This is a genomic window from Paenirhodobacter sp., from assembly GCF_047600745.1.
Classification (GTDB): domain Bacteria; phylum Pseudomonadota; class Alphaproteobacteria; order Rhodobacterales; family Rhodobacteraceae; genus Rhodobacter.
In genome coordinates this window covers 1,730,643-1,747,923 of record NZ_JASGKI010000004.1, presented here as the reverse complement: position 1 = coordinate 1,747,923, position 17,281 = coordinate 1,730,643, and the positions used below count along the sequence as shown (strand labels likewise).

The 17,281-nt window shown below is 64.6% G+C and carries 15 protein-coding genes and 2 pseudogenes; 6 read left to right on the top strand and 11 right to left on the bottom strand.

Going from position 1 to position 17,281, the window contains the following annotated elements:
* Window positions 1-148 precede the first annotated feature (148 nt).
* From QM789_RS17290 to fliF, 11 genes and pseudogenes are all read right to left on the bottom strand, one after another.
* A pseudogene (locus tag QM789_RS17290) lies at window positions 149-817 on the bottom strand (beta-1,6-N-acetylglucosaminyltransferase); the annotation flags it as partial.
* The gene (locus QM789_RS17285) at window positions 814-1,803 is read right to left on the bottom strand and encodes a glycosyltransferase family 2 protein (RefSeq protein WP_420353068.1); all 990 of its coding nucleotides are present in this window, start codon (window positions 1,801-1,803) and stop codon (window positions 814-816) included. The pseudogene QM789_RS17290 and the gene QM789_RS17285, both read right to left, overlap by 4 nt.
* On the bottom strand, window positions 1,800-2,804 hold the full coding sequence (locus QM789_RS17280; RefSeq protein ID WP_420353067.1) for a glycosyltransferase family 2 protein: 1,005 nt from the start codon (window positions 2,802-2,804) through the stop codon (window positions 1,800-1,802). The genes QM789_RS17285 and QM789_RS17280 overlap by 4 nt, the downstream gene beginning before the upstream one ends.
* Before the next feature lies 1 nt (window position 2,805).
* Window positions 2,806-3,793, bottom strand: a pseudogene (galE, locus tag QM789_RS17275) (UDP-glucose 4-epimerase GalE).
* Window positions 3,794-3,799: 6 nt separating this feature from the next.
* Entirely contained in the window at window positions 3,800-4,693 is an 894-nt protein-coding gene (galU, locus tag QM789_RS17270) for a UTP--glucose-1-phosphate uridylyltransferase GalU (RefSeq protein ID WP_420353066.1), read from the bottom strand.
* A gap of 160 nt (window positions 4,694-4,853) precedes the next feature.
* Window positions 4,854-5,741 carry a hypothetical protein gene (locus tag QM789_RS17265; RefSeq protein WP_420353065.1) on the bottom strand — a complete coding sequence of 296 codons (888 nt, stop codon included), beginning with the start codon at window positions 5,739-5,741 and terminating at the stop codon, window positions 4,854-4,856.
* Window positions 5,738-7,639, bottom strand: coding sequence for a glycosyltransferase family 2 protein (locus QM789_RS17260; RefSeq protein ID WP_420353064.1), 1,902 nt, complete (start codon window positions 7,637-7,639; stop codon window positions 5,738-5,740). The genes QM789_RS17265 and QM789_RS17260 overlap by 4 nt, the downstream gene beginning before the upstream one ends.
* Before the next feature lie 1,633 nt (window positions 7,640-9,272).
* Complete coding sequence (gene fliP / locus QM789_RS17255) at window positions 9,273-10,007, bottom strand: flagellar type III secretion system pore protein FliP (protein ID WP_420353063.1); 735 nt, start codon at window positions 10,005-10,007, stop codon at window positions 9,273-9,275.
* Between the two features lie 2 nt (window positions 10,008-10,009).
* Window positions 10,010-10,294: a FliM/FliN family flagellar motor switch protein gene (locus tag QM789_RS17250; protein ID WP_420353062.1), complete on the bottom strand. Its 285-nt coding sequence runs from the start codon at window positions 10,292-10,294 to the stop codon at window positions 10,010-10,012.
* Entirely contained in the window at window positions 10,287-10,886 is a 600-nt protein-coding gene (locus QM789_RS17245) for a hypothetical protein (RefSeq protein ID WP_420353061.1), read from the bottom strand. Before QM789_RS17245 ends, QM789_RS17250 begins: the two co-directional genes overlap by 8 nt.
* Window positions 10,883-12,493, bottom strand: a complete 1,611-nt coding sequence (gene fliF / locus QM789_RS17240; RefSeq protein WP_420353060.1) for a flagellar basal-body MS-ring/collar protein FliF — start codon at window positions 12,491-12,493, stop codon at window positions 10,883-10,885. The genes QM789_RS17245 and fliF overlap by 4 nt, the downstream gene beginning before the upstream one ends.
* 122 nt (window positions 12,494-12,615) lie before the next feature.
* Here fliF and QM789_RS17235 point away from each other — a divergent pair, with 122 nt between their 5' ends.
* From QM789_RS17235 to QM789_RS17210, 6 genes are read left to right on the top strand one after another with little or no spacing between them, the layout of a single operon-like run.
* The gene (locus QM789_RS17235; RefSeq protein WP_420353337.1) at window positions 12,616-13,095 is read left to right on the top strand and encodes a flagellar basal body-associated FliL family protein; all 480 of its coding nucleotides are present in this window, start codon (window positions 12,616-12,618) and stop codon (window positions 13,093-13,095) included.
* Window positions 13,096-13,104: 9 nt separating this feature from the next.
* Window positions 13,105-13,464, top strand: a complete 360-nt coding sequence (locus QM789_RS17230; RefSeq protein WP_420353059.1) for a hypothetical protein — start codon at window positions 13,105-13,107, stop codon at window positions 13,462-13,464.
* Complete coding sequence (locus tag QM789_RS17225) at window positions 13,461-14,036, top strand: MotE family protein (RefSeq protein ID WP_420353058.1); 576 nt, start codon at window positions 13,461-13,463, stop codon at window positions 14,034-14,036. Before QM789_RS17230 ends, QM789_RS17225 begins: the two co-directional genes overlap by 4 nt.
* Before the next feature lie 44 nt (window positions 14,037-14,080).
* A complete protein-coding gene (gene motA, locus QM789_RS17220; RefSeq protein ID WP_420353057.1) occupies window positions 14,081-14,950 on the top strand; it encodes a flagellar motor stator protein MotA in 870 nt (289 codons plus the stop codon).
* Entirely contained in the window at window positions 14,947-15,294 is a 348-nt protein-coding gene (locus tag QM789_RS17215) for a hypothetical protein (protein WP_420353056.1), read from the top strand. The genes motA and QM789_RS17215 overlap by 4 nt, the downstream gene beginning before the upstream one ends.
* A complete protein-coding gene (locus tag QM789_RS17210; RefSeq protein WP_420353055.1) occupies window positions 15,287-17,146 on the top strand; it encodes a hypothetical protein in 1,860 nt (619 codons plus the stop codon). Before QM789_RS17215 ends, QM789_RS17210 begins: the two co-directional genes overlap by 8 nt.
* The last annotated feature ends 135 nt before the right edge of the window (window positions 17,147-17,281 follow it).

The following is a 17,281-nucleotide window of genomic DNA, read 5'->3' as shown; positions in this document are numbered from 1 at the left end:
CGCGATACAGCCCCTCCGCCCGGGGCCAGATCTTGCGGGCGACGAAACAGCCGGACTCGCGCAGGAGCGTTTCGTGATCGTCGAAGAACATCTGGGGCCGACCGCTGTCGTTGAAGCGCGAGAAGGTCAGCGACTGGCTGCGGATCTTGCGGGCGTGGCGGCGGGCGAGGGTCTGGAAGTAACTTTCATCCGGAATCCAGGTGCTGCGGAAGTAGCGGTCGAATTCGCGCCGCCGCGGATCGTTCAGGATCGCGGTGAGGGTTTCGCGTGTCAGGCACCACCACTGGCTGCCCAGATGCGGCTCGATCCCCTCGGGCAGGCTGCGGGAAAGGCCCAGGCGCCGTTGCAGCGCGACCCAGCCGTCGAACAACCCGCGTTGCGTCCGCCACGAAAACGGGAAGCGCAGGGTGAACCGCTCCATCCCCAGCCCGCCGACGGTCCAATCCGCATCGGCGCAGGCGACGCTTTCGATGAAATCGGTACCGGGCTGCGTGGTCAGAAAGGCGTTCAGATCGGCGACCGGGCGCAGGGGCAGGCAACTGCCCGAAGCGAGAAAGACATGGCTCACCTCGGGCCGGGCCAGCAGCATCGCCGCCGCCTCCTGCGTCGCGGCGACGAGCGACCATTGGCCCCAGGTGCAGCGCCGCCTGCGGCAGAAGGCGACGTCGAGCCCCGCCAGATCCGCCCGCAGATCGGAAGCGGGCACGCGCGCATCGAGATGGATCACCACCGGCGCCCCGCCCTCGGCCCAGAACCGCGCCACCTGTGCGGCGCGGTCGAGCGCGGTGTGGCACAGCAGGACAACGCCGACGCTCATGCCCAGCCGCCGCGCGACATCAGGCCCAGCTCCTCCAACTGCCGCCAGTCGCGGTAGCGGGTGGAGAATTCGGTCCACAGATCCTCTCCGGCCAGATCGCCATAGGCCCGGTATTCGCGGGACTGCGCATAATGTTCGCCCCGGTGCAGTTCCTCACCGATCTTCGCGGCAAGAGGCGACAGGAACTTTGCATGCAGCAGACAGCCCGCCGCGCCCTCGCCACCGTCATAGGTGATGTTGAGGTGACGCGGCAACAGCACATGCGTCGAGGACCGATAGACCGTCCCGCGATCCCACCGCACCAGCGGGATCTTGTTCAGGGCGGGCGCCGCGCGGGGGTCATCGGCGAAGAAACACCGCGCCCGGGGTCCGCCCTGAATCCACAGGTTCTTCAGCCAGGGATTGCGGCTGATGGTGTAATTCCCGGCGTCGAACCAGCAGGCGATCTCGAACGGATCCTGCCCGGCGCGATAGGGCTGCGCGCCGATCGGCCCGCGCGGATACATGTCGAGCAGCATCGCCGGAAACGTCCGCGCGCCGTCATTGTCGAGCCAGTCGGTCAGCGCCCGCAGCGGCCGGATGTCGCAGAACGGATAGACCAGGAATTCGTCCGGATCGACGGTCAGCACCCAATGCCCCGAAGCGTTGTGGCGCAGCACATGGTTCTGCCAGTCGATGCCGAACTGCGCGGCGCGGTAACTGCCCCGGGCATGCCACAGCGTCACATCGGGTTCGGACCGGAGCAGATCCGCCGAACCATCCGTAGACTCATTGTCGATCATCAGGAAATGATCGACGCCCAGCCGGCGATAGTAATCCAGAAAATACGGCAGGCGGACGGCTTCGTTGCGCAGCGTGACACAGGCGAGAATCGCCCCGGGCGCGATTGCGCGCCGGTCGGAAATCCGCCGCAACTGAGGCGAGCGGATCAGGCCGCGCAGCTGTTGCAACCGGCGCTCGCGCCTCAGGCGGAGCCGGGTGATCATGTCCAGCCGCCCCGGGTCATCAGGCCAAGCGCCTCCAACTGTGCCCAGTTTTCATAGCGCTGCGACTGCGGATGCCACAGGACCGGATCGGCGATTACCCGGTCATAATAGCTGTCATACAGATCGACCTCGGTGAAATGTTCGCGGCGGCACTTTTCCTCCCGCGCGTGGGGGATCGGCTGGTCGAGGAATTTCGTATGCAGCAGCACCCCCGTCGGCTGGTTGCGGCGGGCGTCGAACCCGGTGTTCAGGCGCGGCGGCAGGGCGATATGGGTCGAGCTGACATAGACATGGCGGCGGTTCCAGCGGATCAGCGGCGTCTTGTGCAGATGCGGCGCCTGCTGTGGCCGGTCGGCGAAAAACACCCGCTGCCGCGGCCCGCCCCGGATCGAGATGTTCCCGAACCGTGGCTGATATTGCCAGTCGTAACCCCAGGGGTCGAACCAGCTGTCGGTGAGCGGATCCAACCGCGCCGTGGACAGGGGGCCCTGTGGGTAAAGGTCGAGCATCAGGGCGGTGACCGCTTCGATCCCCCGGCTGTCGAGCCATGCCGTCAGGTCACGCAGCCCCCGGGTTCCGTGATGCGGCAGGACCAGAAGTTCATCGGCATCGACCGTCAGGCACCAATGGCCATGCCCGTGACGGATCATCAGCCACGTCAGCCAGTCCATCCCGAACCGGGAGTCGCGATAGCTGTGCCCCGTGGTCCAGAGCGAGACATCCGGCTGGGTGGCCAGCAGTTCCGCCGTGCCATCCCGGCTGGCATTGTCCACGATCAGGAAGTGATCGACCCCAATCTTCCGGTAATGCTCCAGAAAAGCGGGCAGGCGGCGGGCTTCCGCCCGCACCGTCGCGAAGAGCAGGATGGCCCCGGGCCGGATCTGCCCGGAGCGATCGGCCATGGGCGTCAGATCCCGACGGTGCCGGAAGGCGCGCAACAGCAGCAATTGCCGTTTGCGGCGGAGCCGATAGCGCGCCTTCCAGTCCGTCAGGAACGCCATCTCAGCTGTCGTAGTGGCCCGTCTGGTGCCAACGCCAGGCATCGGCGATCATCGTCTCCAACTCCGGCCGTTTCGGTTTCCAGCCAAGCTGTTCCACCGCCTTGGTCGAGCCGCAGACCAGAACCGCCGCATCGCCCGGGCGGCGTTCACCCTCGACGATCGGAACCTCGCGGTTGGTCACCGCACGGGATTTCGCGATCACCTCGCGCACCGAGAAGCCGGATCCGGTGCCCAGGCAGAACACGTCCGAATCCTTGCCCGCCAGCAGCGTTTCCAGCCCCAGCACATGCGCATCGACCAGATCCGAGACATGAACATAGTCGCGGATGCAGGTGCCATCTTCCGTCGGATAGTCGGAGCCGAACACCGTCAGCGCCGGGCGCCGCCCGTCGATCGCATCGAGCATCAGCGGAATCAGGTGCGTTTCGGGGCGGTGGAATTCGCCCACTTCCGCATCCGGATCACAGCCCGCCACGTTGAAATAGCGGAAAATCACCGATTTCAGGCCATGACTCGCGCCGAAATCGCGCAGCATGTCTTCGATCGCGCGTTTCGAGCCACCATAGGCGTTGATCGGCATCTGCCGGGTGTTTTCGTCCAGCACGACGCCGTCCTGGTCGCCATAGGTTGCGCAGGTCGAGGAGAACACGAAGTTCATGCAGTTGGCCGCGATCGCCGCCTCGATCAGGTTCAGGGCGCAATTGACGTTGGTGCGCCAGTATTTGCCCGGATCCTTCATCGAATTCGCCGACAAGGCTCAGCGCCGCGAAATGCATCACCGCAACCGGCTTCCACTTCGCGAAAACCTCGTCCAGCCGGGCCCGGTCGAACAGATCGCCTTCCTCAAGCGGGCCGAATTTGACCGCCTCGCGCCAGCCGGTGTTGAAGTTGTCGAACGTCACGGGAACATATCCCGCGTTCCGCAACGCCTTGCAGGCGTGCGAGCCGATATAGCCCGCACCCCCCGTCACCAATACATGTTTTGTCATCTGCCCTTATTCCGCCGCCGCGCGCATCGCCATGATATCGCCGAGGAAATGCTCGAACTCGTCGCGCAGATCCTCGCGGCCAAGGCCGAAGGCCACGGTCGCCTGAAGGAAGCCCGCCTTCGAGCCGCAATCGTAGCGCTGACCCCGGAAGCGGCAGCCGTAGATCGGGTTGCCCTTCGTCAGCTCTTCCGCGATCGCATCGGTGAGCTGGATCTCGCCGCCGGCGCCGGTCTTGAGCTGGTTGAGGTTTTCCATGACCGCATTGGTCAGGATGTAGCGGCCGATCACGGCGAGGTTCGAGGGCGCATCCTCGGCCTGCGGCTTCTCGACCATCCCCTTGACGGAGACGAGCGACCCCATGTCTTCCTTGACGTCGAGGATGCCATAGGAGGAGGTCCGCTCGCGCGGCACTTCCATCGCGGCCACGACATTGCCGCCGGTTTCCTCATAGGCTTCCATCATCTGCGCGAGGCAGGGCTTGTCCGCCATGATCACATCGTCCGTCAGCAGCACGGCGAAGGGTTCGTCCCCGATCAGCTTGCGCGCGCACCATACCGCATGGCCGAGGCCGAGCGGGCGGTTCTGGCGCACATAGGCGATCTCGCCCGAGTGCATCTTCGTCATCTCCAGCAGCTTCAGCAGATGCGCCTTCGACGGCTTGTTGAGGGCTGCTTCGATTTCGGGCGCGTCATCGAAATAATCTTCGAGCGCCGACTTCCCGCGCGACGTGACAAAGATGAAGTCGGTAATGCCCGCAGCGCGTGCCTCATCCACCGCATACTGGATCAGCGGCCGGTCGACCAGAGTCAGGATTTCCTTCGGAATCGCCTTGGTGGCGGGCAGGAATCGGGTCCCGAGTCCGGCGACAGGAAAAATCGCTTTCGTGACCTTGCGTTTCATAAAGCACCTTTGGTTGTGAGCCTTTTGGCTCGTTTGTGGGCGTCGGGCATTCTCCCCCGAAAACGGGGCGGGCTCAAGCACTGTGCCTCTGATCCGTAAACCTTCGGTATAAAATGGCACAATTGCGCCGAGAACCTCACAAATCTACCTTGAATTGCATTCAAACGCTGCGATTCACGCATCGTTTTCGCGGTTGCCAAGCAGGGCACGCAGGGTATCCGCATCTTCGGCAGGCAGCGCGGGCAGGATTCGGCGCAGTCGGCCCGGGCTGTAACGCTGTGGATGGCCGCTGTCCGCCTGCGCGCGGATGCGGTCGAACACCTCGTCCCGGCTCAGGACCGGATGGGCCACGCAGCCCGTGCGCCCCTCCATCGCCTCGCGTAGAATTCGGCGGATTCGTCGCGAACCAGTGCGGCGAAAACACCTCGGGCGCGACCGTATAGAGATCCGCCATCATCCAGCCGGACGCCGCGCCCAGATTGGCCACCATCGCCTCGTCGTTCGGCATCTTGCGCTTCTGCCCCGCCAGGGCCGCGACCACCGCGCGCCGCGCCGTCCGCAGCGCCGCGATCCGCCCTCCCGCCAGCCGGTTCAGCGCGAAGATACAGCCCCATTCGGCGGTGGGCAGCACGAGCGTCACCGCCTCGGCGATCGGCTTGACCTTCTTGCGGCGCAGGTCGCAGGCCAGAAAATCGGCCTCGATCGCGCCCAGCCGGGTAAAAATCTCCGCCGCATCGGGGGGCAGATAGACATCGCTTTCCACCAGCCATTGCCGCGCTTTCGGCCCGAAACTCTCCGCCACCGCCATGTGGCACAGATCACCCATCCGCCAGCCCCAGTCGGGCGGCAGCGGCCCGCCCACCAGCGCCTCCGCCCGCGCGGGGGTCAGCGCGGTCTTCGGCCAGCGCCCGGTGCCCACCGGCCCCCGGCTTTCATCGACGCAAACCGCCACGTTCCCGGCGCCAAAGGTCCGTTCCAGCCGCTGCGCCAGAAGGTCTTCGGCGGGGCCGAAGCGGGTGGTGCGGATGAAGGCGAAATCCCCGGTCACTGAAGCCGCTTCAACCGCATGGCGGTGCGGAGATCGAGGGGACGAAGCTCCTCCATCTGTTCCGCATACCCCGGCATAGCCCGCAGCCGCACCAGCTTTTCCTGCCGCCGCTCCTCGACCAGCGCCAGCGCGGCGCCCACCCCGGGCAGGGCCGCCAGCCGCGCCATACAGGCCCGCAGCCCCGTGACCCGCGGCGGATCCGCCACCTCGTTGCGGTCGAACAGGCCGAAATATTCCGCATCATATTTTGAATGATTGTCCAGAACATCGCCCCGCATCCGGCGGAACAGATATTCCTCGCGCGACTTCACGCCGTAGTGGTTCAACTGCACCAGCGCATAGCCCGTCTCCCCCGACCGCAGCCGCCAGCGGATGTTGCGCCCGTTGATCGGCAGGCCGCTGCCGTTGAGCCAGGGCAAGGGATAGTCCTGCCCCTCCGGGCTGCGCGCGAACCGCATCCGCAGATAGGGCCGGTGGATCGCCATCTCCAGATTCGGATCGTTGCGGTAAAGCGTCTTGATCCCGTAGCCCTTGGCGTAATCCTCGGGCGCGGCGCGGGTCATGCGTTCGGTCACTGGCTCGGGCGTGAATTCCCTCAGCCCGTTCGAGCCGAAGAACCGCCAGGTGCAGCAGATCGCCGTCGCCCCCCGCGCCGTCACCGTGTCGAGCAGATCATCGACCCCGCCGTCCCGAATGCTCAGGAATTCGTCGAAATCCATCACCATCAGCCAGTCGGACGCCCGCACCAGCGGGTTCTCCGCCGCCCAGTGCAGCGCGCGCGACTGCGGCGGCTTGTCCTTCCACGGCGCATTCTCCAGCCGCGTCACCAGCCCATGCGCGGCCAGCGCGTCCAGCAGTTCATCCGTGCCATCCGTGCAATCGTTGGTATAGACGAGAATATCGGTGAAGCCGAGCAGGTGGTGCCAGGCCACCCATTCCAGCACATAGGGCCCTTCGTCCTTGGCCATGGTGACGATCGTCACCCGCCCGTGGCGCGACACATTCGGCCCGCCCGGAACCCGGGTGCGGCGCTGTTCCAGATCCGCCAGGAAATCCCCCTTGTCGCGCGGCGGCGTATCGTAATTCCCTATGCCATGTGCCGCGCACCACCGGCCCAGCCAGCTGTCGCGCGGCGGCCAGCCATCGGGCGTGCGGGCGCAGGCCTTGCGCAGCCAGCGGGAATAAAGGTGGACGCAAAGGCTCTGCGCGGCTTCGATCGTGGCGGCGACCTCATCGGCGCGCTTCGGGTCGATCAGCGCCTTGCGGTCCTGAAACGACACCGGGAAGAAGGTGCCGGTCGGCTGCGCCCGGTTGATCTCGCCCGTGGTTTCGGCAAACTGGGTCAGCGCGCGCGGGCCAAAGGTACCCCAGGCCATGTCCCCCGGCGCGACGGGCTGCCCGGCCCCTGCCTGACGGCGCAGCTTCTCCTGCTGCTTTTCGGGCCACCACGGCGGGATCGGCGCCGGATCGGTCAGGAAGGCATGCAGCCCCGCAAGCGTGCGCGACTCCGGCGGCAGGCCGAAGATCGCGTAGCCCAGTTCCAGCTTGTCCGTCCGTTCATGCCCGAAATACCAGCCCAGATCGCGGCGAAAGGGGCGCAGCGCGATGATGTCCGTATCGGCCCAGACCCGACCCGTTTGCTGCACCATCCGCACACGGAAGAGGTCGGAATGGAGCGCCGGGCTGCCCGATTTCTGGTGGGTGACGATGCCCGGGCTGTCCCAGACCTCCCGCGCGTCGGCCAGCCGGGCGCCTTCGGGCAGGTTCGGCACTGGATCATAGCTGTAAAGCACATAATCATGGCCGAGATCGACAAAGCTACGGATCGAGGCGATTTCCAGCCACGACAGCGGGCCGCCGATCCAGAGGGAGCCGATGGGCATCAGGTCGCCGTTCATCCGAATGTCCCGCCACAGGCCCCCGCGAAGTTACCTGAGACTAGGCAACGGCGGAATCTGCGTCAAGGAAGGCGCGTGGAGGGGCGCGGATTTCTCCCCAACTCCGGCGGAAAATACAAAGAATGCCCGGTATTTCGTTGAGCGTCACCGCGTTCGGGCGGAAGATCGTCGCGGCGTTCTGGGATTCTCTGCCCGTCTTGGGCGCGCGGTGCCCGGGGGGCGGTGAAAAAGTTGTGGATGGCGACGGGTCGGAATCCGCCGTTCTGCGGATGGTGGGATGAAATGGCGGCTGGGCATGGCCCGCCCACTTTGCCTGTGAACGAAAGGAACCAGCGATCCGCCGCACCATGTCCCGCCAATTCGAGTGGGGACTTCCGCTGAAGCGGAGACGGATTTCAAGCCGCCGACCGATCCATGCCGCCAAACAAGGGAGCACGGCGAAATGGGGATAGAATTGCCCGGTTTGTGGCCCCTGTTCGCGCCGTCCTGTTCGGCGAGAGCCGTTGATCGGGCCGGATTCGACGGATTTTCTGGATCCTTGACGGAAGCGGTCTTCCGCATCCCGCCTGGCGGCGGGGGCGGATCCGTTTGCCAAGGAGCAGGGCGCGCTCGGGCCGTCTTGGGGTAACTGTGGCGGGTCGGGCAATGTTCAACGATTTCGTCGGGCGGAATCCCATGTCCGGCTGCGTGGCCCGCCGGTCGATTGGCATGATGGTAGTCTTCGCCGGGTGCGTGCCGCGGTTTTCGGGGACGGGATTCTGAGGATCCGTTACTCACGAGGCTCGAACGGGCCCGCTTCCCGGAACGGGCGGCCCCGCCGGAGCGGAAAACTCTCTACGGAAACCGCGAAGCTGAGGCGGCGAAGCGTGCGGGCGGTGGTCCTGCCGGTACCGTTTCCACGCCTGACGACGGAACGCGGGTCTTCGGGGCGCCCAATCCGTTTTCGGTCAGCAATGCGGCAGTGTTCGATCCGAGGATGTTCCGGATCATCGGGCGCGCGGGGAAGATCGGGGTCGCGGCGCTCCGGGGTTTGGCCGCCCGGGAGACTGTCGGCATTCTGGCGCGGAATCCGGCACTTGCCAACATGCTTGCGGATCCGATTGCCGGGAGCAGGCTGTTTGGCCTTTATACGGATCCTGAACTGTCTCGGTTAGCGCCCGGCGCGCTTTCCGCCGCGGTTACTCGCGAGGGTGCGAGGAAAGGCGGTGTCCCTCCGGACCATCGGCGCCATCGCTCGCCGAACCGGGCATGTTTGAGCCCGGACAGGGAGCGAACCCCGGTCCTTGCCGCCCGCTGCGTTCGGAGGCTCCTGTCCGGATTTTCGTGTCATCGGGCATAGACAGGATCCGGCTGGCGGAGGGTGGAGAGGTCTCGCGCTCCTCTCCGAAGCGCGGTTGAGGGTGCCGCAGAGATTCCCCCGGCGCGGTGGCTGGAAAGGCTGGCGTAGATGCAATGGCGACCGGAGTGGCGTTGGCGGACAGTGCCCGCAGGATCTGCGGGCGGGGGGCGAGCACTGGCAAGATGAACGGCCTCGCGATGGGCTTTCCGTGGGGTGTTGTCCTGGCAGTATCGCGTAAGGGCGGCGATTTCAGATCATGGGGGCCTACCGGTGTTGAAACGGAGGGATCGTTTTTCACATGTAGCTTCGGACCAGAGCGCCCGAAACCAGCGACCAGCCATCCGCGACAACGAAAAATGCCAGTTTGAATGGCAGGGCAACCGCCGCCGGCGGCACCATCATCATACCCATCGACATGAGAATTGCCGAGACGACGAGGTCGATGATGAGAAACGGCAGATAGACCAGGAAGCCGATCTCAAAGGCGCGCGACACTTCGGAAAGCATGAAGCTCGGAACCAGCAGGGAAAGCGGAGCGCTCGCGATCCCGCCTTCATGAACAGAATTCGGGCGCAGCGCTGCCATCTGGTCGAACGTGGCCGGGTCGATTCGGGCCGCCATGAAGAGCCGGAACGGGTCCACGCTGCGGGCGAAGGCAATCTGGACATCGAGCTGCCCGTCGAGAAAGGGGCGAATACCGTCATTCCAGCTCTGCATCATGGTTGGTTCCATCACGAACCAGGTCAGGAACAATGCCAGGCTGATGATCAGCATGTTGGGGGGCGCGGCCTGCAAGCCGAGCCCCTGCCGCAGGATGGACAGGACGGTCACGATGAACGGAAAACAGGTGACCATGATCGCGAGGCCGGGCGCGAGGCTCAGCAATGTGATTGAGGCGAGAAGCAGCATCGACCTGCCGGCAAGGCTTTGGTCACCGCCCAGATCCAGGGATATCTGTTGCGCGCAGACGGGCCCGGCGGCCAGCAGCAAGAATGCCGATAGGAGCGTGACCTGGCGACTGCGACGCATGTTTACAATCCGTTCTGAAGGTCGACCACTTCGGTCAGGCGCACCGCGAGCGTGCCGTTCGCATCGTCGCCGGTTTCGGTCAATTCGCCGCGCGCGATCAGCTTGTCGCCCACATAAAGCTCGACGGGATCCTCGACGCGGCGATCGAGCGTCAGCACCGAATCCCGCTTGAGGCGCAGCAGGTCGCGGACAAGGGGGCGCGCCTTGCCCACCGAGATCGTGATCTCGATCGGAACGAGCGAAAACGGATTCGAGGCCTGAGCTTCGGCCGGGGTCGGGTCATCCATGGGTGGCCTCCTGAGGGTTTGCGCTGAAATATGTGTCGACAGCCGAAGCGATGCGCGAGATCACGTCGTCGAGATCAATCCGCGTCTCCGTTTCGGGGAATTTGATATAGGCCTGCCCTTCGCTCAGCGCCGGATCGGCAAGGAGAGTCACAGGCAGACCGGCCCGATCCTCCAGCATGGTGTGGATCGCCGTCATGCAGGCAGGATTGGCCGATACCGTGATGGGAAGGTCGGTAAGGGTCTGCGCGGTTTCGCGGATTTGCTCCGCGATCAGCTGCGGCAAGGAGGCGCGGGCCGCGGAAGGGAGGATCTTTTCGACCATCGCGACGATGAGCGGCCGGAGCGATTCGAGCAGGTGATGGCGCGCTTCGTGATATGTGAAGGACATCTCCTGAAGCGACTGGCCCACCGCCGCCCTGAGCCGGGCCTCTTCGGCTTCGCGCGTGGCGCTCGAATCCTCCCACCCGGCGGAGTAGCCCTTCTCGAAGGCCGTCAGCCGATCTTCCTCAAGTTCCGCGAGGGTCTTCACGATATGTTCGGCACGTTCAGACGCGGTTTCAAACGATTCGAGTTGCAAGCGGCTGTATTTCACGTCCGGCCCTCGCTCTTTTCCATCCAGTTCCGCAAGATCTCGACCGATTCGCCCTGACGTTGCTCGATCAGGCGTTTGAGGCGGGTCACCGGATCGGTGGTCTCACCCTCCGCCGCAGCATCGGTTTCTCCGGGCATCTGAATGTCATAGGGGGCGACGACCGGAACGATGGTCGGCGTCGGGGCGGGTTGCTGGACATCTGTCGGCAGCGCGATCGTGTTTTCGCCGGGCAGCGCGGGCACGGTTTCTCCGGCAGGTTTATGACGTTGCGACAGAAGCGGCCGCATCACGAACAGGCCGAGAATCAGGGCCACGACCACCAGCGATGCAAGCTGCGCCAGCTTCATCACGTCGATTGCCTGGCTCGCGAAGAGGCCCGCGCTGACTTCCGTGCCCCCCTGGGTGGCGACCTGCTGGAATGGCATCGACCGGATCGTCACCACATCGCCGCGCGACTCGTCGAACCCGACGGCCGAGGCCACGAGTTCCTTGAGCGATTCCAGTTCCTCCTGCGACCGCGGCACCATCGCCGTCTGTCCTTTCGCATCCGTCCCCTCGACGCCATCGACCAGGACCGCGACGGTGATCCGTTTGATGTCGCCGGGATTCCTGACGATCTCCCGCGTGGTTTCGGAGACTTCGTAATTCGTGCGTTCACGCGATTCGGTGGCCTGGCTTTGCGATTGCCCGCTGTTGTTCGCGGCGTTTCCATCGGGAAGGTTCGAGGCGACGGTGACGGAACTGCCGCCCTTGGTCGAATCGGCCTTCTTTGACGTTTCGGTGGAATCGACCGAGATCGCGACGCGGCTCTGCGGATCGAAGCGCCGTTCCGTGATTGCCTCGCGCTCCGAAACGGTCTGAACCGACACCTCGACAACGGCATTGCCGTAACCGACCCGCGCTTCCAGAAGCCGTTCGACATTCTTGCGCAGGTCCGCCGACCGATCCTCTCCGATCTGGCCGGGCGCGGTGCTTCCCGTGCTGATGAGCCCTGCCGCACTGTCAATCACGGACACATCTTCGGCCTTCATGCCGGCGACCGCCGAAGCCACGAGAAACTGAAGGGCTTTCGCCTGCGATGGGGTCAAGGCGCCCTGATTCATCGTGACCGTCACCGAAGCGGTCGGCCGTGTGTTTCCACGAAAGGACGCCCCGCTCTCCGCCGCGATATGCACGCGGGCGGAACGAATCGCCGAATTCGAGAGGATGGTCCGGGCAAGTTCGCCCTCCTTCGCGCGCCAGTAAGCGGCGTCGAACATCTGCGACGTCGTGCCGAACCCGGACAGCGAATCGAGCAGTTCGTAGCCATTCCCACCGCTTTTCGGGAGGCCTTCGGACGCCAGGGTCATCCGCAGCTGGTCGCGCTGCGCCGCATCGACATAGAGCGAATCGCCCCTGACCTCATAGGCCGCGCCGCGCTGATCGAGCGCGGCAATGATTTCGCCCGCCTGCGACGGGTCCAGACCCGCATAGAGCAGGGCCTGGGTGGGCCGTGATGCCATACCGGACAGCGCCAGTATCGCCGCGAAAACGAGTATTGTCGCTCCGGCCACGATAGTGCGGCGACGTGTATCTAGTGCCCCCCACGAGGCGAGGATCTGTTGCAAGGTGCACCTCCAACCGTTGGACTTCTGCCCGGTCTGCGATGTCGATAATTCCGGTTTCCGCTTAAGAAACGGTTAGTCGAATTGGGCCTATAGCTTTTTCATCGAAGAACTCGGTGACGCTCATGGCTCAAATGGACGCGGCGCTCGAAGCGCCGAAGAAGAAATCTCTGCTGCCCCTTCTGATCGGGATCGTGCTGATGCTCGTTCTTGGCGGTGGCGCATTCTATGCGGTCTACTCCGGCCTGGTGCTTGGCGGGCACGAATCCGCCGCCGGGGAGAGGCCCAAGGCACAGAACGGACAGCCTCCGGTCAGTTTCGTCGCGCTGGATCCCATGGTGATCTCGCTTGGCGAATCGGGAGCGCGGCATCTGCGCTTCTCTGCGCAACTCGAAGTCGAGCCCCGGCGCGCGGCCGAGGTGGAACTGCTGAAACCGCGGGTGATGGATGTACTGAATGGATACCTGCGGGCGGTGGACATCACTCAGCTGGAGGATCCCTCCGCGCTGATTCGCCTGCGGGCGCAGATGCTGCGGCGAATCCAGATCGTTACCGGAGAGGGGATCGTGCGCGACCTCCTGATCATTGAATTCGTTATGAACTGAGGATTCTCCATGCAGATTTTCGCCGACGCCTTGATGGGAATGGCCACGCTTGGGGCCGCAATCTACTGCTTCGTCCTCTCGCGCAGGCTGAAGCGGTTCAATCAGCTGGAAAGCGGCATGGGCGGGGCGATCGCGGTTCTGTCCGCACAGGTGGACGACATGACCAAGGCGCTCAACCGGGCGCAGGCGACCGCGGCCGGATCGGCGCAGCAGCTCGGCGCGGTGACGGAGCGTGCCGAGCAGGCCGCGCAGCGTCTGGAGATCATGCTGGCCTCGCTCCATGACCTCTCGGACGAAGATGCCGAGGCCCGCCGTCACCGCACCGTGCGGCGCCGCGCGCGTCCGGCGAATGTGGAGGCTGCGGAATGACGGCCAGCCAGGATCGTCCGCGGCGCAAGCGCGTGCGCGGCAGCCTGTTGCTGATCGCGGGGCTGTTCGTGGTTTCGGCAACCATTCGCTTCGGCGAGGGAATCAGCCTGGCCTTCGCCGCGGTTGGAGAGGGGAGTTCGGCGCCCGAATCCTGTGCCCCCTCGGAGGATACGATCGCGCTGCTGCGCGCGGTCCAGGAGCGCGAGCGCGGGGTTGCCGAGCGGGAAGGGAAGCTGGCCGATCGGAAGCAGGCGCTTGATCTCGTGGAGAAGCGTATCCAGGACCGCCTTGCCTCTCTGGTCGCAGCCGAGAACGAGCTGTCGAAAACCGTCTCGATCGCGGACAAGGCCGCCGAACAGGATATTCAGCGCCTGGTCACCGTCTACGAGAACATGAAGCCCAGGGAAGCCGCTCCGCTTTTCGAGGCAATGGCGCCCGACTTCGCCGCGGGTTTTCTGGCCCGCATGCGTCCGGAATCCGCGGCCGCCGTCATGGCCAACCTGAATCCAGAATTCGCCTATTCCATCAGTGTCATCGTTGCGGGCAGGAATGCCCGTGCTCCCTCCAACTAGGGCCTGACGCCTGGGCTTTGTAAAAAAGTTACCGGAGATCTCGAATGATTGGTATCATCGGCATTATCGTCATTTTTGTCATGGTTTTCGGCGGTTATGTCGCTGCTGGCGGCCATATGGGCATCATCCTGCATTCGCTGCCGTTCGAGATGATGATGATCGGCGGGGCGGCGGTGGGGGCCTTCGTGCTGTCGAACGACATCCCCGCGATCAAGCACACGATGCGCGACATGAAGAAGGTCTTCAACGGGCCGAAATGGAAGCCCGCCGACTATCGGGATCTGCTGTGCCTGCTGTTCGAGATCATCCGTCTGATGCGCCAGAACCCGGTCGCGATCGAGGAGCATATCGAGGATCCGGAAAAATCCTCGATTTTCGGGAAATATCCGAAAATCCTGAAAGATCACGATGCGGTGGACATGATCTGCGACACGCTGCGGTCTGCGTCGATGAACTACGACGACCCTCATCAGGTCGAAGAGGTTCTCGACAAGCAGATCGAGGCGAATTACCAGCACGCACTGCACCCAAGCCATGCGATGCAGACGATCGCCGATGCCTTGCCGGCCCTCGGGATCGTCGCGGCGGTCCTCGGCGTGGTGAAAACGATGGGGGCGATCGACCAACCTCCGGAAATCCTGGGCAAGATGATCGGCGGCGCGCTCGTCGGCACCTTTCTGGGCGTGTTTCTGGCCTATGGTTTCGTCGGCCCCTTCGCGACGCGGATGAAATTCGCGGTCGATGAGGACAACCACTTCTACAAGCTGATCCGAGAGGTGCTGGTCTCGAATCTTTACAACCACGCGACGAATATCTGTATCGAAGTCGGCCGCCAGAACATGCCGCACCATGTCCGGCCGAGCTTCACGGATCTTGAGGAGGCCCTGAAGGGCGTCCGGTCGGAGGCCGCATGAAGGTCCGGTTCGCGCTGACGGCGCTGCTGTTCCTTTTCCCGGCGCAGGTCGGTTGGGCGCAGCAGCTCATAGTTCGCTCCGGCGAGCATGGCAGTTTTTCTCGCCTGGTCATCCCTTATCCACAGGGCACGGTCTGGAAAGTCGACCAAGGCCCCGAGGGCATCGTCCTCGCCCCCGAGGGCACGACGTTCCAATATGACGTGGCGGAAGTCTTCCGCTTCATCCCGAAGGGCAGGATCACTGCGGTACGCACACAGGTCGGCACTTCGGATCTGATCATCGAAACGAGCGGCACCGTGCATCCCAAGAGCTTCCAGCTTCTCGAATGGGGCCGTCGTGCTTGATGTGGTCGACGGGCCGGGAGAGGCGGGGTCGAGCCCGGTGGTCACCCGCAAAGACAGCCAGGACGCTTCTGCCATGCCGTCCCTTGGAGCCTATTGGACCAGCAAGGTGCTTGAGGAAGATCGGGACGGGCGGCAAGCCCCGCCGGACACTGTACGCGTCCCGGCGGTGCCCGCGTCCCGGGTTGCGGAGGCCGAGCAGAAACTTCTGGAAAGCCTCAGCCGTGCCACCGCGCAGGGGATCTTCAGCGTGGACATGACCCGGAAGGGCGCGCGCACCCCGGGGAACATCACGCTGACGGCGCGGCCCGCCGGAGAACCTTCTGACGAAGAGGAATTGGCCGTCCGGTCGCAGACTGTCATTGACCGCGATCTCGATCTTTCCGGCGACGAGCCGCGTATTCTGCTGAGCGGTCAGCGCTGCATGCCGGACGCGCTGTTCGACCTGCAATCCTGGCGCACGGATGCCCCTGTCCCCGATCAGATCGCGGCGGCGCGCGCTGCGCTGGTTGGTGAATTCGACCGGCCCGATCCGGATGCCGCAGTCGCGCTGGCGCGGCTCTATCTGGCGCTCGGCTTCGGAGCGGAGGCAAGGGATGTGTTGCGCGGGTTCGATCTGCCACCACGCACCGCCGCCGCATATGCTTATATTGCGGGGCTTCTGGAGGAAACCGGCCCCACCGGGGAGTCCCCGATAACCGCCATGACGGGATGCAACGGCAAGGTCGCGTTGTGGGCGTTGCTGGGTGCCACGCCTTTGCCTGCGATGGATCAGATCGACCTGCAAGCGGTTCAGGCTGCATTCTCCGGCCTGCCGCCCGACATTCGCAATATGCTGGGGCCTGATCTGGTGGATCGCCTTCTGGCCGTTGGTGCGCGCGATGCGGCCCATGCCGTGGTGAACTCTCTTGGCAGAAGCCCCGATCCGCGCGGCGCGGCGCTGGCGATCGCGCAGGCGCGCATCGACCTGGACCGGGGGCAGCCGGAGGCGGTCGAAAAGGGGGTGATGCCGATCGCACGGTCGAATGATGCCGCGGCGGCGCGCGCGCTGATCATGGCGATCGACGCGCGACTGGAGCGAAATCGCCCTGTCGATCGCGAAAGCGTGGAGAATGCCGCTGCTCTGGCACAGGAACTCGGGGCGAGTCAGGAAGGGCTTCTGTTGCGCCGGGCCACCGCCTTGGGCGAAGGGTCTGTTGGCGCGTTCAACCCCGCCTTCGCGGCATTGGACAACTGGCCTCGGGATGCGTCGCCGGATTTGCAACTCAAGGCCAGGCGCGAGCTTTATGCGCAACTGGCTCTGGTCCCGGATGATGAAATTTTCCTGAAGCAGTTCCTGCGTCGCGAAGCCGATGCGATACAGGTGGGGCTTCCGCCGAAACTGCAACTCGCTCTGTCGGCGCGGCTTGCGGCGGCGGGATTCGCCCGTCAGGCCGCGGCGATCCTCGCGGATACGACAAAGGCCACGGCGGATGGCCGGTTCGCGCTCGCCCGTGCGGCGCTTGCCGAACCGGATCCGGCGGCGGCGGTTTCCCATCTTGAGGGGCTGGACGGCGAACAGGCGGAACGTCTGCGGGCCAAGGCGCTGGCCCGGCTTGGGGAACATGCCGTGGCGGCGCAGATCCTGGCCGCGAGCGGGGACGCTCAGGGCGCGGGGAGAGAGGCATGGCGTGCCGGCGATTGGTCCCTTGTCGATCAATATGGCTCCGAGGTGCAGAAACAGGCGGCCCGGCTTCTGGCCCGTGCGGGGGATGGGGATGCCGCTGTCCCGCCGGGATTGCTCGCCCGCTCAAACCAGTTGCTTGAGCGCAGCCAGGAGGAACGGCGCCTGTTCGACGCGTTGCTGTCCCAATAGGCCGAGGCGTCATCCCAAGGGGGCAGGGCATGCAATTCCGTCTCGACACGACAGGCAAATCCCACTTGCGGCATTTCGGTGATTGAAACCGACGCCTTCGCAAGCTACCAGCCATAGGCGGGGACTGGCGCGCAT

Bases quoted from the DNA above. Each gene is read 5' to 3' on its own strand.
- galU (WP_420353066.1), bottom strand. From the start codon at position 4,693: ATGAAACGCAAGGTCACGAAAGCGATTTTTCCTGTCGCCGGACTCGGG.
- QM789_RS17260 (WP_420353064.1), bottom strand. From the start codon at position 7,639: ATGAACGGCGACCTGATGCCCATCGGCTCCCTCTGGATCGGCGGCCCG.
- motA (WP_420353057.1), top strand. From the start codon at position 14,081: ATGATTGGTATCATCGGCATTATCGTCATTTTTGTCATGGTTTTCGGC.
- QM789_RS17215 (WP_420353056.1), top strand. From the start codon at position 14,947: ATGAAGGTCCGGTTCGCGCTGACGGCGCTGCTGTTCCTTTTCCCGGCG.
- QM789_RS17285 (WP_420353068.1), bottom strand. From the start codon at position 1,803: ATGATCACCCGGCTCCGCCTGAGGCGCGAGCGCCGGTTGCAACAGCTG.
- QM789_RS17230 (WP_420353059.1), top strand. From the start codon at position 13,105: ATGCAGATTTTCGCCGACGCCTTGATGGGAATGGCCACGCTTGGGGCC.
- fliP (WP_420353063.1), bottom strand. From the start codon at position 10,007: ATGCGTCGCAGTCGCCAGGTCACGCTCCTATCGGCATTCTTGCTGCTG.
- QM789_RS17225 (WP_420353058.1), top strand. From the start codon at position 13,461: ATGACGGCCAGCCAGGATCGTCCGCGGCGCAAGCGCGTGCGCGGCAGC.
- QM789_RS17250 (WP_420353062.1), bottom strand. From the start codon at position 10,294: ATGGATGACCCGACCCCGGCCGAAGCTCAGGCCTCGAATCCGTTTTCG.
- QM789_RS17280 (WP_420353067.1), bottom strand. From the start codon at position 2,804: ATGGCGTTCCTGACGGACTGGAAGGCGCGCTATCGGCTCCGCCGCAAA.
- QM789_RS17235 (WP_420353337.1), top strand. From the start codon at position 12,616: ATGGCTCAAATGGACGCGGCGCTCGAAGCGCCGAAGAAGAAATCTCTG.